An 18,701-nucleotide genomic window follows, 5' to 3' on the forward strand; every position below is an offset into this window, starting at 1 on the left:
ATGAATTTGTCAGGATAGTTTTTATTTTTGACGATCTCATCATACAAGCCAATAACCATGAAAGAGGAAGTTTTTATTTTGTCCGCAGCCCGAACGCCGATAGGCAGTTTCGGCGGAAGTTTGTCTGCTGTTCATGCCGCAAAGCTGGGTGCGACGGCCATTCAGGGCGCTGTTGAAAAAGCGGGTGTCTCTTCGGAGCAGGTTCAGGAAGTGATTATGGGCAACGTGATTTCTGCCAATCTGGGTCAGGCGCCTGCGCGTCAGGCTGCGTTATATGCCGGTTTGCCTTCCGGTGTGATCTGCACGACGGTCAATAAAGTATGCGCTTCGGGCATGAAGGCCGTGGTTTTTGGGGCGCAATCCATTCGGCTGGGCGATGCGGATCTGGTGGTGGCAGGTGGGATGGAGAATATGTCGCAAGTGCCCTATTATCTGCCCAAAGCCCGAAATGGTTATGGTTATGGAAATGGCGAGATCATTGACGGATTGCTGAAAGATGGTTTGGTGGATGTTTACGACCAGATCGGAATGGGCGTTTGCGGCGACCGGACGGCTGAAAAATATGAGATTTCAAGAGAGGAGCAGGATGCTTTTGCCATCCGGTCCTATACAAAAAGTGCGGAGTCAACGGCAAGCGGCTTTTTTAAAAATGAAATAGCAGCAGTGGAAGTGCCTTCGCCGAAGGGTGGAGAGCCTGCGATTGTTTCTGAGGATGAGGAATTTAAGAAAGTAAAATTTGAAAAAATCCCTTTTCTTAAACCTGCTTTTTCCAAAGACGGAACAGTGACCGCGGCAAATGCTTCCACCATTAATGATGGCGCTTCGGCACTGGTTATTGCAGGAGGAGAATTTGTCAGAAATAACAACATTACACCCCGAGCCAGGATCGTCGCCTATGCCGACGCGGAACAGGAACCGGCCTGGTTTACGACAACGCCCGTTCTGGCCACACAAAAAGTTTTGAAAAAAGCCGGACTGTCACTTTCCCAGATTGATTATTTTGAAGTGAATGAGGCGTTTGCTGTGGTGGCGCTGGCTTACATTAAAATGCTGGAACTTGATTTAGAGAAGGTCAATGTCTTTGGAGGCGCCGTTTCGCTCGGCCATCCGCTGGGTTCTTCGGGATCGCGGATCATCACGACGTTACTTTCTGTTCTGGAACAAAATAACGGGCGTTATGGCTTGGCGGCCATTTGCAATGGCGGCGGCGGCGCTTCGGCATTTATAGTTGAAAGATTGCAGGAAAATTAGCGGATAAGGACTTTGAGGCGGTTGTAAAATCCTGTGCTTTTGAAGGTGAAGGTTTTGTGCAAAATATAATTACTCACAAAACTAAAACCCATTCCCGACACATATGAGCCCATTTCGGTGATGTTAACCTGTTTTTTGCCAAATGGGAGCTTCACAATGTAGATGTCCATGCCTAAAACTTCGGTTGCCAGCTTGAATGATCCTAATGTGAAAATCTTCGTGACGCCCAGTGATATTAAAGCAACGATTAAGAACTTCACCATTTCCCGGCGCGTCTGATTACTGCGGCGGGCATCAAATGCAAATAATTTGGTAAGGATAAAACCGACAACAAATCCTACTAAATAAGACAATGTGATGGACTCGCTCCATGTCACATCGAACCAATCCTGGATTAAACTGCTTGAAACAAGTTGTATAACTGCCCCGGTGCCCGCAACAAGAAAATACGCTATTAAATCTTTGGCATTGAGAATTTTATCCTGCTTTACTTGGGCCACTTGAGAGTTGGTTAATGGACTGCCGGGAACAATTGTGACCCAATATTAGAAAGAAAATGATCCTGAAACAAAAGCAGAATCGTAATTTGAGCAACTGGAAATGGAAGGCAATGTCATTATTATGGCACTATTTTTGTCCTCTTTACAATTTTGAATAGTGATTATGAAAAAATTTATTACGCTCGTTTCTCTGTTTTTTATCGCATCCCCTGCCTTTGCCCAGACTCAAAAATGGGCCGTCGGATTTGAAGTCGGTGAGCCCATCGCCGTCAGCATTCGTAAATATGGAGAACGTAATGCGCTGGATATCAGTATCGGAACCTACATTGGTTTGTTCAAAAGCAAAGATAATTACAAAGTTAGCAATGACGATCTGGGCGGTGTAGGCGTTATGTTCAATGGAACGTATCTTTGGTATGCGCCGTTTTTTAATGAACGGATGATTGCGTATGCGGGTCCGGGTGTGCAGGTGAATTCGCGAAGATATTACCCAGACCGGAATGTAAAATCAGTTTATACAACCAACATTTCAACAGGGCCGTCGGCCACAGCGGGGCTGGAATTCTTTTTCTCACAAAAACCTGCTTCATTTTTCGTAGAAGGCGGTGGTTATCTTGAATTGATTCCCAAATTCTTTTACTTCAATCCCAATCTGAGCATTGGATTAAGACACAACTTTTAACCATCAAAATCGTGAAAAACATTTATCTTATCTGCTGTATGGCCGCTTTGACGGTGATCGGCTCATCGTGCTCCCAGCAATTACAACGTCGCTACGACCAGCGCCACGGCACATCTTCCGGCAGTACTGATGCTTCCGACCGTTCGTACGACAGCGATTATCGCTCTAATAACGGCACGTACAAAAGAGATTATGACCGCGTTCTCAACGAAACGCCGCGCAGCGATAATGCGGTTTCAGCCGGAAGCTCGGATTACAACCAGCAGCTGATCGCCCAATATCAGGAAATGGACAAGCTGGGCGAAGTGGTGTTGTATGAACTGGATAACCTGGAAAGCCGCTATAATGTGCTGATCAACGAATACCGGACGGCCAAATCTTCCCAAAAAGGCGTTCTGGCGGATCAGCTGGACAGGATTAGCGCGGATCAACTGGTTCTTTACAGGGCGTATACGAACATTTACCGCAATGGCAAAACCAATTGGGCTTCCGTAAAACGGGATGTAGAGAATGATCTGCGATCGGTTCGGCGTGTTGCGGACCGCTAATTACCAGCCTGCGCCTTTAGTGTTTGTTTTGACCCTGCACACATAACCATCCACGGTCATATATAATGTAGAGCCATCATTTCCCCAGGCACAGTTGGAGGTCAGTTCGCCCATTTCGATCCTGCCTATCAGCTTTCCAGCCGGGGTGATAATGAGCATTCCGCCGGGGCCGGAGGACCAGAGGTTTCCGTCTTTGTCTATTTTCAAACCGTCCGGAAGGCCCGGTTTTCCTGCTTTTACCATAGGTGTAGCGTCGTAAATGAGTTTTCCTTTTCCTGTCACATTGCCGCTCTCATCCACATTATAGGCCATGATTATGGCTTTTTCAGGATCGGATTGGGCAATGTAGAGCATTTTTCCGTCAGGGGAAACAGCGAGCCCGTTGGGCCTGGTAAGGTCGGGGATTTGCAGGCTTACTTTCCCGTCTTTTGCAATGCGATAAACGCCGAATTGTTTGGTTTCTCTGGTGGGATCTTCATGCTTTTTAGCAAGCCCGTAAGGTGGATCGGTAAAGTAGTAGCTGCCATTCGTATGCTCTGTCACATCATTTGGGCTATTAAACCTTTTGCCTTCGAAATGATCCGCAAGCGTAACTTTTCCTCCCACTTTTAATGAAACTGCTGAAATGCGGCGATCGCCGTGCTCGCAGGAAACAAGCCGTCCCTTGCTGTCGATGATCAGGCCATTGCTACCAGGCTCATCGCTGTAAACGCCCCGGCCTGTATAACCCGAAGGTTCCAGGAAGACCGACAGACCGCTTTTTTCATCCCATTTATAGACCTTGTTTTTAGGCACATCCGAAAACAGCAAAAAGCTGCTGTCCTTCACCCAAACCGGCCCCTCGGACCATTCAAAACCCGAAGCAAGCACTTCGATTTTCGCGTCTTTGGCAAGCAGCTTCTCAAATGCGGGATCTTCGTAAATGATCTTTCCCATCGTGGGATACGATTTTTGGGCAAAACCAGATACCGAAAGCAATAGGAGAGAACATAGAAATGGCGCGCAGAGCTTCATGATTCCGAAGTTTATTTAAATTACAACCTGAATATGGAAGAAAGAAGCGGATACACCGCAACCTACTGTACGGATTTCACGAATGAGAAGCCAGAATAAGGCTGCAATGTGGCGCGAGCTGCATGGTTTGTAACATGCCAGAATGTTGGGGATCGGTTGAAAAAAGGATGTGCTTGAAGTCAGCTTTATCGTCGGGCATCAAGATAGGCTTGTCATGACTGCTTAAATTATGAATGATAACCAGCGACTTATCCACATGCGGCCGGAAATAGGAGAGCATCTGATCGTCTTGCAGGCACACGCGGTGGAGGTTTGGCGCAAAGATCTGGCTCAGCGCCGGCTCGGACTTCCGCAGATGTATCAATGTTTTATAATGATTGTAAACGGAATCAGGATCTTCCATTTGTACAGACAGCGGCACGACGGTTTCTTTTTTTGAAAATTGGGCATCAATCCAATTGGTGTTTCCGCTGCTTTCCAGGTCATCGGACCATATAAAAGGCTCGCGGATATAAGGATCGGGCTTCGTGCCTAGCATGCCGATTTCTTCTCCATAATAAATATACGGCTGGCCGGGCAATGTCAGCAGAATGCTTGCCGCCATCTTAATTTTCTCTCTATGGTTGCCGGTGACACTCGCAATCCGGTCCTGATCATGGTTGGTAAGCATGATAGCGTCCACAAAGAGCGGGTTATATTTTTCAAAAACCGCATAACTGGATTGCAGCTTCTCAACAATGTCTTCATCCTTTTCACCGATAAGCATACGCTGCAAAGCGAAACTAAGATCAAAATGAAAAGTGGCGTCCAGATAACGGAAATAGGGTGCTACTTCTTCCGTCTCCGCCCATACTTCACCAACCGTAAATGCACCCGGCTTGATATCCTGCACGAGTTTTGAAAAATATTGCCAGAATTCAACACTTAAATGTTTCTCCCATTCCGGGTAAACGTGCCGGGCAGCATCCAGACGAAAACCGTCGACACCCACGTCCACAAGCCAAAAACGAATAATTTTTTCCAATTCTTCCCGTAATGCCTGCGAATGGTAATTGAGGTCGGGCATGCCTTTGTAAAACAGGCCGTAATACTTTTCCAAATCTTCGGGATTCTCGTGCCATGGATAAACCACCTGCGAATCGTCCGAGGTTTCCCTTTCTGAAATTCCCAGGGCTTCGATTTGTGTGGGCGTCATCCACCAGTAGAATTCTCGATAAGCGTTCGCCGTGTTTTTACGCGCTTCGGAAAACCACGGGTGGAGCGTGCTGGTGTGGTTAATGATCAGGTCGAGGTAAATTTCAATGCCCCGCTCACGCGCACTGGCGAGCAGCTTTTTGAAATCATCCATTGTCCCGAATTCCGGTTCAATGGCATAATAATCCGTCACATCGTATTTATGATAACTGGGCGATGGATGGATAGGCGTGAGCCAGATTGCCTCTATGCCGAGGTCGGCCAGGTAATCCAGTTTTGAAGTAATGCCATTTAAGTCACCAATCCCGTCGCCGTTGGAATCGCAGAAAGAACGGACAAATATCTCGTAGCAAACCCTTGGAATAAATCTTGACTTGTCTGCAATCATATGAATGTTGCCCGAAACCGGACCGGCTCAGCGGATGAAATAAGGTTTCAGCAATTTATAAACAATATGCACCGGTAAGCCCATAATCGTGTAAAATGATCCCTGAATTTTTTCAACCCCAACCATCCCGATCCATTCCTGGATGCCATAGGAACCAGCTTTGTCGAAAGGTTTATATTGGTCAATGTAGTGCGTTAACTCCCAATCTTCCAGTCTGCTGAATGTCACTTCAGCAACATCTGAAACAGTTTGAATGCTGTTATCATCCAGCAAACTCACCGATGTAATCACCGTATGCGTTTTGCCGGACAGCTTTTGCAGCATTTGAAATGCCTCGTGAAAATTGGCCGGCTTTCCCATGATTTCATGATCTGCGACCACAATCGTATCCGCGGTCAAGACCATGTCGTCCGGCCGGAGGCCGAGGAACATTTCTGCCTTTTCCCGTGAAGTATAGTCGGCAACCGCTTCGGCTGGTAACGTGGCTGGAAATGTCTCGTCCGTGGGCAGCACTTCCACAGTAAAATCAAATCCTGCATCTGCCAGCAACTGCTTGCGGCGCGGTGAATTAGAAGCGAGTATAAGGGGTTTTTTTAACGGAATCATTTAAGGAAAAAGGGAAATGACGCTGATAATCAATGTATTTGCGTTGCGTTAGCAGATATTTTTAAATTTCTTTCACATGCATGAACCATTCATGAGAATATTGATGTTACTACATTAAATGTATATACATCATAATTACATTTTGTCGGCAGCTATGTCTATTGAAACTGATATAAAACAAAAAAAATTTCGAAGCGCCTATCAGCGTCTTGCATTGAACCTGGTTTATACAACCAACTGGCTGGAATCCAAACAACTTGAATTTTTTAAAGGGCACGACATCACCAGCCAGCAATATAATGTACTTCGGATCCTGCGCGGACAGCAACAAAACCCGATCAAGGTAAGTGACATTACGGAAAGGATGTTGGATAAAAATTCTAATACATCGAGGTTAGTGGATAAGCTGTTGGCCAAAAACCTCGCAAAACGATCATCCTGCCCCAACGACAGGCGCGCTGTGGATGTGTTGATTACCGAAGACGGCTTGAAATTGCTGGAAGAACTTGATCCGTTCGTGGAAGAATGGGAAAACCGTTTCAATGTGATTTCCAGCGAAGAGGCAGACCAGATAAGCGCTTTGCTTGACAAACTTCGGGAATCAAACAAGTGATAATGAGCATGAATACCCAAAAATGAATAACCCAATAATTTAATTACAATCAATTAATCCAAAAATGAAAACTACAATGAAATCCGTTAAATTCTTCCTCGCTTCTATTGCTGTTGCTTTATTCGTATCAGGCTCTGTTTCAGCTGATGACAAAGTTAAAAAAGCAACTAATCTGAAAGTAAACACTTCAAAAAGTGAGCTTACCTGGGTAGGCAAAAAAGTTACTGGTGAGCATACCGGCAAAATCGCTTTGAAGGAAGGCACTATCGTTATGGACGGCGCTAAATTGACAGGCGGAAAATTTGTTGCCGACCTGACTACAATTACAAACACCGATCTTACCGACAAAGAATACAATGGAAAGTTGATCGGCCACTTGAAATCTGACGATTTTTTCGGCGTTGAAAAACACCCGACTGCAACATTCGTAGTAACGAAAGCGACACCAAAATCAACTGGCGTTTACGAAGTTACGGGCGACCTGACGATCAAAGGCATTACAAAACCTGTCACTTTTCCAGTAACTGTTAAAACAACGGCAACTGGTGCAGAAGCAACTGGCAAAATTGTTGTTGACCGTTCGAAATACGATATCAAATACAACTCCAAGTCTTTCTTCGAAAACCTTGGTGACAAAATGATCAACGATGATTTCACAATTGACGTGAAATTGGTTGCTTCAAAATAATCAACTGAGTTTTAAGATTTTCATGGCTAAGATTGTTAACCTGTCCGACCTTTTGGTTGGGCAGGTTTTTGTTTTTTATACCAAAAAACTCAGTTGTTGAATTCCCTGTATTTTGGAAAATCATCCATAAAATGAATCTGTCCGTTCACCGCTTTGAAGCAATAGTGGGCCATGCCGTTGGTAACAGCCAGATATTGAGGTTGTAATGTGAAGTTGTATCGGCTGATCTGGGCAAAGGTGGCATCATTCACGGTAATGAAAGGTGCTTTGCATTCCACAAGCAGAAACGGAAGCGATTCGCCGGACAGGACCATAATGTCCGTCCGTTTCGCTAATGTGTTGTATTGCAGGCCCGTTTCTACGGCGAAAAGGGATTTAGGATAACCATATTCTGTGATCAGCAAATGAATAAAATGCTGCCTTACCCATTCCTCCGGCGTGAGCGACACGAATTTCCTGCGTATAATGTCGAAAATATGCGGTTTCCCGTTAACGTGCTTAACTTTGTAAGCAAACGTCGGGAGGTTCAAAGATTCCATGAACGAAGATACACATCACAACAAACGCAGCCAATAAACTCATTGAATTCATGACTACTAAGGAACAAATCGTCGAAAACTGGCTGCCGCGCTACACTGGTACGGCCGTTGAGGACTTTGGAAGTTACATTCTGCTGACCAACTTCGGGAATTACGTGACCATGTTTGCGGAGAAATTCAATGTTGAGGTAAAGGGTCAAGGGCGTGCGATGCAAACGGCTACTGCTAAGGATATTACCATCATTAACTTCGGCATGGGAAGTCCAATGGCCGCTACGGTGATGGACCTTTTATCTGCCATTAGTCCAAAAGCGGTTTTGTTTTTAGGTAAATGCGGCGGCTTGAAAAAGACTCAGGTAGGCGATCTTATTTTGCCCATCGCAGCCATTCGCGGCGAAGGAACCAGCGATGACTATATGCCTTCGGAAATTCCTGCATTACCTTCATTCCGCCTGCAAAGCACGGTTTCGGCCAGTATTGCCAAAAATAAAATGGATTACTGGACCGGAACGGTTTACACCACGAACCGAAGAATCTGGGAGCACGACGACAGCTTCAAAGAATATCTGCGCGATATCCGTGCTATGGCCATTGACATGGAGACGGCTACGATTTTTATTGTCGGTTTTGCCAATTCCATTCCGCATGGCGCATTGCTTTTGGTATCCGACAACCCGTTGGTTCCGGAAGGGGTAAAAACAGAGGAAAGTGATAAAAAAGTGACTACTAATTATGTCAAAATGCACCTTGAAATCGGCATTGAATCATTGACGGAACTGGCGAGGTCCGGTGCGTCTGTGAAACATCTGCGATTTGAAAATTGATCAGCAAAATGAGTGAAGCTACATTATATGAGCGCATCGGCGGCGATGCGGCGCTACGGCAACTAACGGATAAATTTTACGACCTGGTTTTCAATCACGAGTTGATTTCCAGGCTGTTCAAAAGTGATAAAGAAGAAATAAAGGAGAAACAGCGCCTCTTCCTCACCCAATTTCTAGGCGGCCCGCAACTCTACTCCGACATTCACGGCCACCCCATGATGCGCGCCCGCCACATGCCCCACGTCATCACCGAAGACGACGCCGTAGCCTGGCTCCAATGCATGTCGGAAGCAGTAGGAACGCTCCCCATCAGCAAGGAGCTCAAAGACGAGTTATTCGACCGATTTCCCAGGACAGCATTTTTTATGGTAAATCGGTGAGTTAATTCTTATTATAAATTAAAAAGTTCTTGATTTGGGAACTTTTCCTATCTTTGTGTCGTCAATAAAATTTAGATGGAACGCATCTTTGCTAAAAGCACACTACGAGAATATTGGGAATCACATCCTGACACTGAACAATATTTAAAAACCTGGTATGATACGGCTTTTAACGCCAGCTGGAAAACCCCCGCTGATATTAAGCAGACTTACGCTTCTGCGAGCATTCTGAAAGATGGCAGGATCGTTTTTAATGTTAAAGGCAATGCGTACCGACTGGTTGTAAAGTTTAATTTTGAAAAGCAATGGGCCTTTATCCGCTTCATTGGAACACATCAGGAATATGACGGCATTGACGCTAATTTGATCTAACGTTATGAAACTCATTAAAACAAAAGAAGATTATCAGGCAGCGCTCAAACGCATGGAAATCCTTTTTGATGCGGCAATCGGAACACCTGAAAGTGATGAAGCAGATGTGCTCGCATTGCTGATTGATGCCTATGAGCAACAATATTATCCTATAGAAGCCCCGGATCCAATCGAAGCAATTAAAATCCGGATGGAGGAAATGCAGTTGAAGCAAGTCGATTTGATTGAGGCGATCGGAGGCAAAAGTAGGGTTTCCGAAATTTTGAATAAAAGGAGAAAATTGAGTGTGGAGATGATCCGCAACCTTGCCTCACGTCTGCATTTATCAGCAAACAGCCTCATTGGGGACTACCAGCTTGTTCGATAATTTAATTCTCCAAGTCAGGCAGAACAAGAAATCTTTACCTTTGCCGCATGAATTTTAAAGAGCAGTTAATCCAGTATCCGATTCTTGAAATTGTGGCGAAGGCTGCGGCGGAGCTGGGGGTGGAGGCATATGTTATCGGTGGATTTGTAAGGGACCTGATACTCAAAAGGAATAGTAAAGATATTGACATCGTTTCGATCGGAAGCGGCATTGAACTGGCCGAAAGTGTTGCCAGCCAGCTCGGCCCCGACGTTTTTGTGAGCATATACAAGACCTTCGGCACGGCGCAAATCCGGCAGGGCGATCTGGAAATCGAATTTGTGGGGGCGCGCAAAGAATCTTACCGCGCGGATTCCCGGAAACCCGCAGTGGAAGACGGCACATTGAGCGACGATCAGAACCGGCGTGATTTTACGATCAATGCCATGGGGATCAGCCTTAATAAGGGGACATTTGGTGAGCTCGTGGATCCGTTTGAAGGGATGCGGGATATAAAAAGAAAGATCATCCGAACGCCGCTGGAACCGGAGATTACATTTTCCGACGACCCGCTGCGTATGATGCGGGCGATCCGCTTTGCGAGCCAACTTAACTTCGACATTGAGCCCAATACATTCGACGCGATCATTAAAATGAAGGATCGCATTGAGATCGTTTCGATGGAGCGCATTTCGGATGAACTGAATAAAATAATCCTGTCACCAACACCTTCTTACGGTTTCAAGTTGCTGTATCACGCAGGCATTTTACAAATCATTTTCCCGGAAATGATCGAACTGCTGGGCGTGCAAACCATTGATGGTAAGGGACATAAGGATAATTTTTACCATACATTACAAGTGCTGGACAATGTGTCTCAGAACACAGATGATCTTTGGCTGCGCTGGGCAGCGATCCTGCACGATATTGCGAAACCTGCGACCAAAAAATTTGATAAACGCGTCGGCTGGTCATTCCATAACCACGAGGAAGTAGGTGCGCGCATGGTGCCCGTCATTTTCCGGCGGATGAAACTGCCGTTGAATGAAAAAATGCGTTTTGTAAAAAAGCTTGTGCGATTGCATTTGCGGCCCATCGTTTTGTCCAAAGAAGAAATAACAGACTCCGCCATGCGACGCCTGCTCGTGGAAGCGGGAGAAGATATTGAGGCATTGATGAAACTCTGCCGGGCCGACATTACTTCCAAAAACCCCGACAAAGTAAAGCGCTTCCTTCAAAACTTTGATCTGGTGGAACAGAAGTTGAAGGACCTCGAAGAACGCGATAAGCTGCGCAACTTCCAACCCGTTATTACGGGCGAAATGATCATGCAGGCGTTCGGCCTGAAACCGGCAAAGGAAGTCGGCATCATCAAGGAAGTGATACGGGAGGCCATTCTGGAAGGCATTATTCCAAATGAATTTGATCCCGCATACGCGTATATGGTGCAAGAGGGCGAAAAAATGGGCTTAACTTTACAATCATAAAATCTGACTCCTCATTACAATTAAATGGAAAACAATACGCAGTTTAAACGCTTCTTCGGCGCACTTCTCACTATCCTGGGCATTTCGGTTCTGCTTTTTGCCTGCATCGCATTTTTATCCGACAAGCCCGTTCTGGGACTTACCGTTTCCAAGTGGGAATCCGTGGTTCCGTTTCTGGTCGGCACCGTGTTTTTGCTTACCGGTGTGAACCTTGTTAAGGGCTGACCGAGCGCACCAATGTGGCTCCAACTGTGCATTCCAGACATTTCCGGAATGTACAGTAATTGTTATACCACTCTATAAGCGCCTGAGAATCAGCGGCGGTCTTGACATTCATTCCCAATATTTCCCACTCCCGCGTAATGCGATTTTTTTCTGCGCCGATTTCCGACAACCAATAAATGGCCTTTTCCAGCAGTTCGGGCTGTTGCCGATGCTTTGCATATGCGACCAAAAGTGGCACAGCGCCATTGACAATCAGTAAGTTTGCCGAGTCTTTTCCTAGAAATGGCACCTTACCTTTTGATTTTTTACCAAAAAGATAATGGTCCTGCCAATAATCCGACTGCTCTATCTGGAACATGCCCTGCAAGTTCGAAAACGACTGCGCAGATATAATCTCAGGAAACAGATTCCCGTTTTTATGCAGCAACCTGGCAAATTGAGCGAGGCGAACCGTTGGAAAACCAGCAGGCCGCATCCGCAGGTTCTTCCATTCATGACCATTCATTTGCTGGTCTTTCAAACCATATTTCGCACTCAAAAATTGATGTTCCGCTCGTAGCTGACGAATGTAAGGGTCATTGGAGTCGGTGGGGATAAGTCCTGCACAACCGAAAAGCAATGCTTCAATCTGGTTCACTTTTTCGCGGTGTTTCCGGATTATTTTCCAGGGAACAATTTCAGTAAGCCGCGCGAATGGTGCGTCATTTAATTTAAAACCAAAGTGCCTTCCCAACCATTGATAAGCCGTTTCTTCCCAATCGTTGTTGTTGTTACTTAGTAAATCCATCACCAGAGCGGCTTTCCGATCGAGCCTTTCGAGCAGGACGCGGTCGAGCATTCCGTATTTTTGTATGTCGTGCACCTGCGCGAACATGGATGCACATGGAATCGTCTCTGTTTCGTCCTGCAATGTCGCATATCGTTCCAGAACCGATTGATTGACGATGTTCTTTAATGTCAGAGTCGGCAGTAATGTGCCGTCGTGCCTTATAATAGGCCGGTCATTTTCCCACACCACGTGCAGGATCACTGTTTCATAGGCAGGATCGGTCTCATGATTATGCAGAAACCAGTCGGAGGATTTAACATGTATTTCAATGCTTCCTACCCATTGACAATCTTCGATATTGACCCGCGCTTCGGAAAAATCAGGGCCTGCATTGGCGTTCCTGTGGCCTGTTCGGAGGATGGAGAGCTGGCTGCCTTCATCGGTGCAGAGGGCTTCGTTGGCGAAATATTGGAATCGCCATATAAAACTCAGGATATCTTCATTCATCGCATTTAGAATTAGCGTGTGTAGAAATATTTAATGTAATGGCCTTTATTTTCTTTGTCTAAACCTGATTAGTTTCTGTTCTTTGTACGCTGATGTTTTGGTTTGGTCACAGGTTTTTGAAGTAAAAAGTTTTATGCTCCGCCGTTTGCAATTTATTGCGCTTAGAATTCTCATTGTTTTTTTCGTTCTTTCAATCTTTTGGGTGCTGGTTTTGAAGTTCTTACCGGTTTGGGTAACGCCATTTATGCTATCCAGAAAAATCGAAGCTTTCCGGGCCGACGAGGACACGGAAATCCATCACGATTGGGAGCCTTATGAAAATATTTCAAAGGAAGTTGCGCTGGCGGTTGTCGCATCCGAAGACCAGAATTTCCCAAACCACTGGGGATTTGACTTTGACCAGATCTATAATGCAGTGACAGAGAAGCGAAAACGCGCGCGCGGAGCCAGTACGATCTCGCAGCAGGTTGCCAAAAACGTCTTCCTATGGCATGGCAGAAGCTTTGTCAGGAAAGGTTTGGAGGCTTATTTCACTGTCTTAATCGAAGTTATCTGGGATAAAGAGCGCATTCTGGAAGTCTATTTGAATGTTGCCGAAATGGGAAAAATGACATTTGGCGTAGAAGCAGCCTCGTTAAGATACTACAAGAAATCCGCCAAAAAGCTATCCCGCGCCGAAGCCGCCCGCATCGCCGCAGTGCTCCCAAACCCCGTTCGTTTCTCCATCAAAAACCCATCCGGCTACGTCCAAAAACGAACCGGTCAGATCGTACGGCAAATGCGGTATCTGGGCGGGCAGAAGTATATTGCGGATTTATGAAGCAAGTGTATCTATAAATCTTAATTCTAGGGGGAAATCACACTATCTTTTTTTGAATCAAGGGTAGCAAGATATCTAAAGGCCACTGATGGCTATCCAAGTTTTGCCCTAAATTTATACAAAAGGAATCTCTTGGTTTCCCAAGCTTTCATCCGCTGATTGGTGTTTTGGAAGTTGTCCTTCGAAACAGGCTTAATGACGTAATTGCTGATGGCGTTAGGGGAAATCCTTGAACCACAATATGCAACCTCAACTATTCCCCCGACTCTTCTCTTTCAAAAACTTATAAGTTCGGTGTTTGGATAGGGCTGGGTTGAGTTTTTCGAATAATCCTTGGCTTTTGAGCGCGTACCAGTTGATTTTTAAGAGGTAAAGGCTTACGAATGAGCTTAGGTTGCTTTGGATGAAGGTGCTGGTTTTGGTTTGGAGGTCCAGGCGTTCGAGGGCTTGCAGACCGCGCCAGTAATCGATGCTGTCGGCTTGCGACTTGTTTCTGGCGCGTCCTTCACCGGCGGTGTAGATGAGCAGGCGGTCGTCGGAGGGCTTTTGAATGTTGTTCCAGTAATCCCGCCATTCATCATTGCTTCTGGAATTGCTGACGATGGATCTTGAAATGTCCGTAGTGTCGAGCTGGATCTTTACACCATTTTCAAGAAAAAAGAAAAGCTGGCCTTTTAGCTGGGAAACCTGCATTTGGTACAGGTTGGGAACCAAGTCCTTTTCCATGAGCAAATTAATGCTGTCCTGGCCGAGCTTGATCGAATGTACAGTTGCTGCGAAGCCTTTTTCCCGGGTCAATAAAATGGCCTTGCGACCTTTCATTGGTTCCGGGTTGACAATTTTTATTTTAATAATCTGACCAAAAGCAGGGGATAGGAGGAAGAAAAAAGCAATAACCCGAAGGAAACATTTGGTCATCTTACAACGGAAATTTAGACGCAGCCGGCTTTTAGTGGCCGGCTTTTGACAAGTAAATTAGGAAAAAAATCCCAGAATCGATTTGCCAGAAGCCGGCACGAGGACTGCGTCTATTACTTGATCTCAACCTTGATCAAAACAGGCTGGTGATCAGATGGGTAACGTTGTTCTTTGGCATCTGTTAGAACGCCGTATTTAAGCACATTAATGTTCTTGCTTACAAAAATATAATCGATGCGTTTGTCCATAGCCGCGTCAAATTTGAAACTGTTGAATGTTCCTTCCGGACCGTAAGGAGGCTGTTTTGTAACCTCATGCGAATCGTTAAGCAATCCCTGAATAGTTTTAATCTGCTCGGTCTCAGGCGTTGAGTTGAAATCACCAGTGAGGATAACCGAAGATTTTCCGGCAATCTCGCTGATCTTCTTCACCATCAGATGACCCGATTGTCTGCGGGCCTCAACGCCTTGATGATCGAAATGAACATTGAAAAAATAGAATTCTTTTTTGCTTAACAGATCCTGAAACTTTACCCACGAAGCAATTCTGTTACAGCAGGTTGCGTCCCAGCCCTTGCCAGGCTTGTCGGGTGTTTCGCTAAGCCAGAAATCGCCCGATTGCAGCGCTTTGAAACGGTTTTTTTTGTAAAAGATGGCCGAATGTTCTCCGCCTTCCTTGCCATCATCCCGGCCTTTTCCGTAGAATGTGAATTCTGTCAATTCGGCCACATCTTTTAATTGACCTATCAGTGCTTCTTGTACACCGAAGATGTCAAATTCATGGAACCGGATCAACCCTTTCACATTTTCCTTGCGGTTGGGCCAGGCGTTTACACCATCATTCGCGGTGTTATAGCGGAGGTTATAGGAGGCAACATTGATCGTATTTTTTTGCGCAAAAGTGCTTTGCGACAATGCTAACATCAGGGAAATGGCGAAGGCGATTTTTTTCATTTAAAACTTATGATTTGTGAACGGAAGCAAAGTTAACAGGCTTGCCGGTTATTGATATTTTGACTGCGTGATCATTTTCCCTTTTTTGCAAGCAGAAACTTTCCGACCACTTCGCCATCGTCCCGGATCATTTTCAGGTCCAGGTGTTTTTTGGTTGCATGCAGTTTGATCAATGTTCTTTTGCCTTCCAGCGGGCCTCCGCCGATCACAATCGGATAATTGTGCGTTGCGTCCGGCTCGTGCGTGGCGTAGCGGTGTGTATGGCCGGAGATCTGCAAGTCGATTTTTGCCTTGTTCAAAACCGGGCCGAAAAGCTCGCGACAATGTAATGTTCCATGCCAGTCCCCGGAATGGTAAGGCGATATGTGAATGAGGACGATCCGGAAATCGGCTTTTTTGAAATCCGTGGATTCCACTTCTTTTTCCAACCACTTTTTCTGAACCTCACGATAACGGTCAAAGGCCGAAAGTCCGCCATATTCCACGCTGTCATCCGTCTTATCCTCACCCGAATCCAGGACCACGAACCGCACCGGTCCGCGCGTGAAAGCATAGTAATATTTATTTTCGGGATAGGCATAATAAGCCGGGATATGCCTCGAAAAGCTTCCCCGGCATTCATGATTTCCCTGCGTGAGGATAAATGGGATTTCGGAAGCAAATATGTCCGTTGCGGGCTTGATCAAATGGTTAACCATCTGAATTTCTTCGGTTACCCAATCAAAACAATCGCCGTTGAAAACCACAAAATCATAATCGCGGGTGTTACCCGTATAACCGTGGCGGTAAAGAAGTTGCGGGATAATTTGCGGACGGTCGTGAATGTCATTGAAGATTACCATTTTAAACTCTTCCTCATTTTCAGCCGGTGTTTTAAAGCCAAACATCGCACTGGCAATGGTGTCGCCAAACTCAACTTTCGAGCCTTTATAGCCGGTTATTTCCGTGGAAACAATTTTGTATTTGTGCTCCGTGCCCGCATTTAATCCGCTTAATGTGACCTTATTGATGCGATTATTAGCTTCAATCAGTCCGTTGTTATAGCCAAATTCCCGCTTGCTGGTGTAAGTCCCGGCCCCGTATTCGACCCAGCTGAAACTGTTTTTATGCGTGATCCACATGATGGTCACCTCGTTGGTGCCCATATTTTGTAAATAAGGGCCCGCAACGAATTGGTTTTTTTCTTCTAACAATGCATTGGAGTCGCCGGCTTGCGCAGCAGATAATGGCAAGAGGCTCAGCGCGCCGATCTGCGACATTTTTTCAAGAAACGACCTTCTGTCTGAAAGCATATTTTATGGGTTTAGGAATAGATGCAAAGCTTAAAGTTACTTCCAGTTTGGATTCTGGGTGAGGTTTGGATTCAATAACCTTTCCTGCGTGGGGATTGGATATAAGTAGTCCTTGTTTTCGTCAAACCTTTTGGTAATGTGGCTATTGATAACAATGTTCCCTCCTTTGTTGCCATTTTCCAGAAGGATCTCGCTGCCGAGTTTTAACAACTGCGCGCCCGGAACAGCCGGCTTCGTGCCTTCATAAATAACAAGGTCAATCTTTCCGTTTTTGTCCAGGTCGTAATTTCCTGGACCGGGAAAATACATTCCTTTAAACTGTTTCGTGAGCAACTGGCCTTCTTTCCACCGCACAATGTCATCCCAGCGGAAGAAGTTTTCCATAACCAGCTCAATGCGTCTTTCCCGACGGATTTCCAGGATCACGCCTGTATTTTTGCCGGTCAGTTTTGTGTATTGTGCGGCCTGGTAGGGATCCGGTTTTGCATTGGCAGTCGCCATATTAATGTTCACCATGCCCACGCGGTCGCGGGTGAGTTTGGTAGAAATGTCCAGGTCAGCCTGCGTTAATGTGCCCTTTTCTGCTTTTGCTTCGGCGTAGTTGAGCAGCACTTCGGCATAGCGGAAGATAGGCATGTCGGTAATGTCCTTCCCGAATGTGTCCCATTTTGGCTCCGAAACAAATTTGATTAGCTGGTAACCTGTAACCGTTGCTCCGAACTCCGGAACAAGCGGGGTTGTTTCGCCAATGCGCGTATATCCCGGCGTGCGGATCGTCTGTGTAAGGCGCGGGTCGCGGTTCTGGACTTCGTCATAAAACTGCATGGTTTCGTAGCCCTTTATGTCGGTAAACCGGGAGCCATCAGCCATTAAATAGCTGTTAACGAGCTTCTTTTCCAATCCGGGCTTTCCGTAAGATGCCGTCATGGTATAATAGTTCAGGTTGTGATAGACCTGCAATGCATCGCTAAAATCGCGCGCCAGGATCACCTCGTCTGCAATCGCATTATCGGATGCGAAAAACATTTGGTAAGCCGTTTTAGGAGTTGATTTATAAATGCTGTATCCGCTGTTTTTCATGAGATCTTCCGAAGCCGTAATGCAGGCGTCCAGGAATTTCTCCGAATCGGGCAGGTTGAATTCGGTATGATATTTCCGGAATGTGCCCTCATATAATCCGATTCGGGATTTCAGAGCCAATGCCGTCCATTTTGTAACGGTGCCGACTTGTCGCGTAGCTTCAAGATTGGCAATTGCGAAGTCAATGTCTGCCATTACAGAGTCCATTACTAACGTTCTCGGATCGCGTGCTTTGTTCAGCAATGCTTCATCTCCTGCTTCAATCGGGCCGCTATACCAGGGCAGGTCACCGAATCTTTTGACCATTTGAAAATAAAAATAAGCCCGGAAAAAACGCGCGACGCCATTGTATTTTGCCACAGCTTTCGGGTCCTGGACTTTGCCGGAATTGGCCAGGAAGTAATTAATGTTCCTCAACTCAGTCCAGCCCCAGCCGCCGCCGCTGGTAGGCACGATACGCGTTCCCTGCAACTCGTCGCGCAAACTGTTTTTGACCACATTATCCACGTCTTCATTGTAAACATCTTCCGCGCTCGGCAGCATGTTATAGAATGAATTGGTATAAAGCAGCAGGTCGTTTTCTGTTTTGAAAAAAGTTTCGGGAGAAATGGCGTCGAGCGGAAGCCTGTCGAGGTCGCACGAAGCGAGCCCGATGGCCAGGGTCATGATATATATCAGCTTTTTCATGTGATTTCTTTTAATGTT

Annotated in this window: 22 protein-coding genes; 12 read left to right on the plus strand and 10 right to left on the minus strand. The window is 45.9% G+C overall.

Annotated elements, in window-relative coordinates; translation table 11 throughout:
- Positions 1 to 57: 57 nt before the first annotated feature.
- Positions 58 to 1,251 carry an acetyl-CoA C-acyltransferase gene (locus tag L0660_RS15110; RefSeq protein ID WP_235160204.1) on the plus strand — a complete coding sequence of 398 codons (1,194 nt, stop codon included), beginning with the start codon at positions 58 to 60 and terminating at the stop codon, positions 1,249 to 1,251.
- Here L0660_RS15110 and L0660_RS15115 read toward each other — a convergent pair.
- Complete coding sequence (locus L0660_RS15115; RefSeq protein ID WP_026629989.1) at positions 1,248 to 1,751, minus strand: GtrA family protein; 504 nt, start codon at positions 1,749 to 1,751, stop codon at positions 1,248 to 1,250. The genes L0660_RS15110 and L0660_RS15115 overlap by 4 nt on opposite strands.
- A 163-nt stretch (positions 1,752 to 1,914) precedes the next feature.
- Between L0660_RS15115 and L0660_RS15120 the strand changes: the two genes are divergently transcribed.
- Together L0660_RS15120 and L0660_RS15125 are read left to right on the plus strand one after the other, a co-directional pair.
- Positions 1,915 to 2,433 (plus strand): hypothetical protein, encoded by a 519-nt coding sequence (locus tag L0660_RS15120; RefSeq protein WP_235160205.1) that lies wholly within the window; start codon positions 1,915 to 1,917, stop codon positions 2,431 to 2,433.
- Between the two features lie 11 nt (positions 2,434 to 2,444).
- Positions 2,445 to 2,981: a hypothetical protein gene (locus L0660_RS15125; RefSeq protein ID WP_235160206.1), complete on the plus strand. Its 537-nt coding sequence runs from the start codon at positions 2,445 to 2,447 to the stop codon at positions 2,979 to 2,981.
- Here the strand turns inward: L0660_RS15125 and L0660_RS15130 are convergent, their stop codons facing one another.
- The 3 genes from L0660_RS15130 to L0660_RS15140 form a co-directional block, all read right to left on the minus strand.
- A complete protein-coding gene (locus L0660_RS15130; RefSeq protein WP_235160207.1) occupies positions 2,982 to 3,917 on the minus strand; it encodes an SMP-30/gluconolactonase/LRE family protein in 936 nt (311 codons plus the stop codon).
- Positions 3,918 to 4,071: 154 nt separating this feature from the next.
- Positions 4,072 to 5,577 (minus strand): alpha-amylase family glycosyl hydrolase, encoded by a 1,506-nt coding sequence (locus tag L0660_RS15135; protein ID WP_235160208.1) that lies wholly within the window; start codon positions 5,575 to 5,577, stop codon positions 4,072 to 4,074.
- A gap of 27 nt (positions 5,578 to 5,604) precedes the next feature.
- On the minus strand, positions 5,605 to 6,183 hold the full coding sequence (locus tag L0660_RS15140) for a Maf family nucleotide pyrophosphatase (RefSeq protein ID WP_235160209.1): 579 nt from the start codon (positions 6,181 to 6,183) through the stop codon (positions 5,605 to 5,607).
- 154 nt (positions 6,184 to 6,337) lie between these two features.
- Here L0660_RS15140 and L0660_RS15145 point away from each other — a divergent pair, with 154 nt between their 5' ends.
- Together L0660_RS15145 and L0660_RS15150 are read left to right on the plus strand one after the other, a co-directional pair.
- Positions 6,338 to 6,796 carry a MarR family winged helix-turn-helix transcriptional regulator gene (locus tag L0660_RS15145; protein ID WP_233797809.1) on the plus strand — a complete coding sequence of 153 codons (459 nt, stop codon included), beginning with the start codon at positions 6,338 to 6,340 and terminating at the stop codon, positions 6,794 to 6,796.
- Between the two features lie 76 nt (positions 6,797 to 6,872).
- On the plus strand, positions 6,873 to 7,484 hold the full coding sequence (locus L0660_RS15150) for a YceI family protein (protein ID WP_235160210.1): 612 nt from the start codon (positions 6,873 to 6,875) through the stop codon (positions 7,482 to 7,484).
- Positions 7,485 to 7,573: 89 nt separating this feature from the next.
- Here the strand turns inward: L0660_RS15150 and L0660_RS15155 are convergent, their stop codons facing one another.
- Positions 7,574 to 8,023 (minus strand): type I restriction enzyme HsdR N-terminal domain-containing protein, encoded by a 450-nt coding sequence (locus tag L0660_RS15155; protein WP_026629997.1) that lies wholly within the window; start codon positions 8,021 to 8,023, stop codon positions 7,574 to 7,576.
- Positions 8,024 to 8,073: 50 nt separating this feature from the next.
- On the opposite strand from L0660_RS15155, the gene L0660_RS15160 reads away from it, so the two are divergent.
- The 6 genes from L0660_RS15160 to L0660_RS15185 all read left to right on the plus strand — a co-directional run bounded on the left by L0660_RS15160 (position 8,074) and on the right by L0660_RS15185 (position 11,657).
- Positions 8,074 to 8,847 (plus strand): AMP nucleosidase, encoded by a 774-nt coding sequence (locus L0660_RS15160; RefSeq protein WP_026629998.1) that lies wholly within the window; start codon positions 8,074 to 8,076, stop codon positions 8,845 to 8,847.
- An 8-nt stretch (positions 8,848 to 8,855) separates the two neighbouring features.
- Positions 8,856 to 9,227, plus strand: coding sequence for a globin (locus L0660_RS15165; RefSeq protein WP_233797811.1), 372 nt, complete (start codon positions 8,856 to 8,858; stop codon positions 9,225 to 9,227).
- 75 nt (positions 9,228 to 9,302) lie between these two features.
- Complete coding sequence (locus L0660_RS15170; RefSeq protein ID WP_235160211.1) at positions 9,303 to 9,599, plus strand: type II toxin-antitoxin system HigB family toxin; 297 nt, start codon at positions 9,303 to 9,305, stop codon at positions 9,597 to 9,599.
- A 4-nt stretch (positions 9,600 to 9,603) separates the two neighbouring features.
- The gene (locus L0660_RS15175; RefSeq protein WP_235160212.1) at positions 9,604 to 9,966 is read left to right on the plus strand and encodes a type II toxin-antitoxin system HigA family antitoxin; all 363 of its coding nucleotides are present in this window, start codon (positions 9,604 to 9,606) and stop codon (positions 9,964 to 9,966) included.
- A 47-nt stretch (positions 9,967 to 10,013) separates the two neighbouring features.
- Positions 10,014 to 11,432 (plus strand): CCA tRNA nucleotidyltransferase, encoded by a 1,419-nt coding sequence (locus tag L0660_RS15180; protein WP_235160213.1) that lies wholly within the window; start codon positions 10,014 to 10,016, stop codon positions 11,430 to 11,432.
- A 24-nt stretch (positions 11,433 to 11,456) separates the two neighbouring features.
- The gene (locus tag L0660_RS15185) at positions 11,457 to 11,657 is read left to right on the plus strand and encodes a hypothetical protein (protein WP_026630003.1); all 201 of its coding nucleotides are present in this window, start codon (positions 11,457 to 11,459) and stop codon (positions 11,655 to 11,657) included.
- Here L0660_RS15185 and L0660_RS15190 read toward each other — a convergent pair.
- A complete protein-coding gene (locus L0660_RS15190; protein WP_235160214.1) occupies positions 11,647 to 12,933 on the minus strand; it encodes a DUF2851 family protein in 1,287 nt (428 codons plus the stop codon). The genes L0660_RS15185 and L0660_RS15190 overlap by 11 nt on opposite strands.
- 133 nt (positions 12,934 to 13,066) lie before the next feature.
- Here L0660_RS15190 and mtgA point away from each other — a divergent pair, with 133 nt between their 5' ends.
- Positions 13,067 to 13,753, plus strand: coding sequence for a monofunctional biosynthetic peptidoglycan transglycosylase (mtgA, locus tag L0660_RS15195; RefSeq protein WP_235160215.1), 687 nt, complete (start codon positions 13,067 to 13,069; stop codon positions 13,751 to 13,753).
- A 249-nt stretch (positions 13,754 to 14,002) separates the two neighbouring features.
- On the opposite strand, the gene L0660_RS15200 is transcribed toward mtgA, so the two are convergent.
- From L0660_RS15200 to L0660_RS15215, 4 genes are all read right to left on the minus strand, one after another.
- A complete protein-coding gene (locus L0660_RS15200) occupies positions 14,003 to 14,575 on the minus strand; it encodes a hypothetical protein (protein ID WP_235160216.1) in 573 nt (190 codons plus the stop codon).
- Between the two features lie 209 nt (positions 14,576 to 14,784).
- Complete coding sequence (locus L0660_RS15205; RefSeq protein WP_235160217.1) at positions 14,785 to 15,624, minus strand: endonuclease/exonuclease/phosphatase family protein; 840 nt, start codon at positions 15,622 to 15,624, stop codon at positions 14,785 to 14,787.
- 71 nt (positions 15,625 to 15,695) lie between these two features.
- On the minus strand, positions 15,696 to 16,916 hold the full coding sequence (locus L0660_RS15210; RefSeq protein ID WP_235160218.1) for a metallophosphoesterase: 1,221 nt from the start codon (positions 16,914 to 16,916) through the stop codon (positions 15,696 to 15,698).
- A 36-nt stretch (positions 16,917 to 16,952) separates the two neighbouring features.
- A complete protein-coding gene (locus L0660_RS15215; RefSeq protein ID WP_235160219.1) occupies positions 16,953 to 18,683 on the minus strand; it encodes a RagB/SusD family nutrient uptake outer membrane protein in 1,731 nt (576 codons plus the stop codon).
- Between the last annotated feature and the right edge of the window lie 18 nt (positions 18,684 to 18,701).

The organism is Dyadobacter sp. CY351 (assembly GCF_021502625.1).
Lineage (GTDB): Bacteria > Bacteroidota > Bacteroidia > Cytophagales > Spirosomataceae > Dyadobacter > Dyadobacter chenhuakuii.

What these genes read in the sequence shown, in the direction of transcription:
- L0660_RS15155 (WP_026629997.1), bottom strand. Translation starts at nt 8,023, where the DNA reads ATGGAATCTTTGAACCTCCCGACGTTTGCTTACAAAGTTAAGCACGTT.
- L0660_RS15210 (WP_235160218.1), bottom strand. Translation starts at nt 16,916, where the DNA reads ATGCTTTCAGACAGAAGGTCGTTTCTTGAAAAAATGTCGCAGATCGGC.
- L0660_RS15185 (WP_026630003.1), top strand. Translation starts at nt 11,457, where the DNA reads ATGGAAAACAATACGCAGTTTAAACGCTTCTTCGGCGCACTTCTCACT.
- L0660_RS15150 (WP_235160210.1), top strand. Translation starts at nt 6,873, where the DNA reads ATGAAATCCGTTAAATTCTTCCTCGCTTCTATTGCTGTTGCTTTATTC.
- L0660_RS15175 (WP_235160212.1), top strand. Translation starts at nt 9,604, where the DNA reads ATGAAACTCATTAAAACAAAAGAAGATTATCAGGCAGCGCTCAAACGC.
- L0660_RS15165 (WP_233797811.1), top strand. Translation starts at nt 8,856, where the DNA reads ATGAGTGAAGCTACATTATATGAGCGCATCGGCGGCGATGCGGCGCTA.
- mtgA (WP_235160215.1), top strand. Translation starts at nt 13,067, where the DNA reads ATGCTCCGCCGTTTGCAATTTATTGCGCTTAGAATTCTCATTGTTTTT.
- L0660_RS15145 (WP_233797809.1), top strand. Translation starts at nt 6,338, where the DNA reads ATGTCTATTGAAACTGATATAAAACAAAAAAAATTTCGAAGCGCCTAT.
- L0660_RS15135 (WP_235160208.1), bottom strand. Translation starts at nt 5,577, where the DNA reads ATGATTGCAGACAAGTCAAGATTTATTCCAAGGGTTTGCTACGAGATA.
- L0660_RS15170 (WP_235160211.1), top strand. Translation starts at nt 9,303, where the DNA reads ATGGAACGCATCTTTGCTAAAAGCACACTACGAGAATATTGGGAATCA.
- L0660_RS15140 (WP_235160209.1), bottom strand. Translation starts at nt 6,183, where the DNA reads ATGATTCCGTTAAAAAAACCCCTTATACTCGCTTCTAATTCACCGCGC.
- L0660_RS15205 (WP_235160217.1), bottom strand. Translation starts at nt 15,624, where the DNA reads ATGAAAAAAATCGCCTTCGCCATTTCCCTGATGTTAGCATTGTCGCAA.
- L0660_RS15215 (WP_235160219.1), bottom strand. Translation starts at nt 18,683, where the DNA reads ATGAAAAAGCTGATATATATCATGACCCTGGCCATCGGGCTCGCTTCG.
- L0660_RS15160 (WP_026629998.1), top strand. Translation starts at nt 8,074, where the DNA reads ATGACTACTAAGGAACAAATCGTCGAAAACTGGCTGCCGCGCTACACT.
- L0660_RS15130 (WP_235160207.1), bottom strand. Translation starts at nt 3,917, where the DNA reads ATGGGAAAGATCATTTACGAAGATCCCGCATTTGAGAAGCTGCTTGCC.
- L0660_RS15190 (WP_235160214.1), bottom strand. Translation starts at nt 12,933, where the DNA reads ATGAATGAAGATATCCTGAGTTTTATATGGCGATTCCAATATTTCGCC.
- L0660_RS15120 (WP_235160205.1), top strand. Translation starts at nt 1,915, where the DNA reads ATGAAAAAATTTATTACGCTCGTTTCTCTGTTTTTTATCGCATCCCCT.
- L0660_RS15180 (WP_235160213.1), top strand. Translation starts at nt 10,014, where the DNA reads ATGAATTTTAAAGAGCAGTTAATCCAGTATCCGATTCTTGAAATTGTG.
- L0660_RS15110 (WP_235160204.1), top strand. Translation starts at nt 58, where the DNA reads ATGAAAGAGGAAGTTTTTATTTTGTCCGCAGCCCGAACGCCGATAGGC.
- L0660_RS15200 (WP_235160216.1), bottom strand. Translation starts at nt 14,575, where the DNA reads ATGAAAGGTCGCAAGGCCATTTTATTGACCCGGGAAAAAGGCTTCGCA.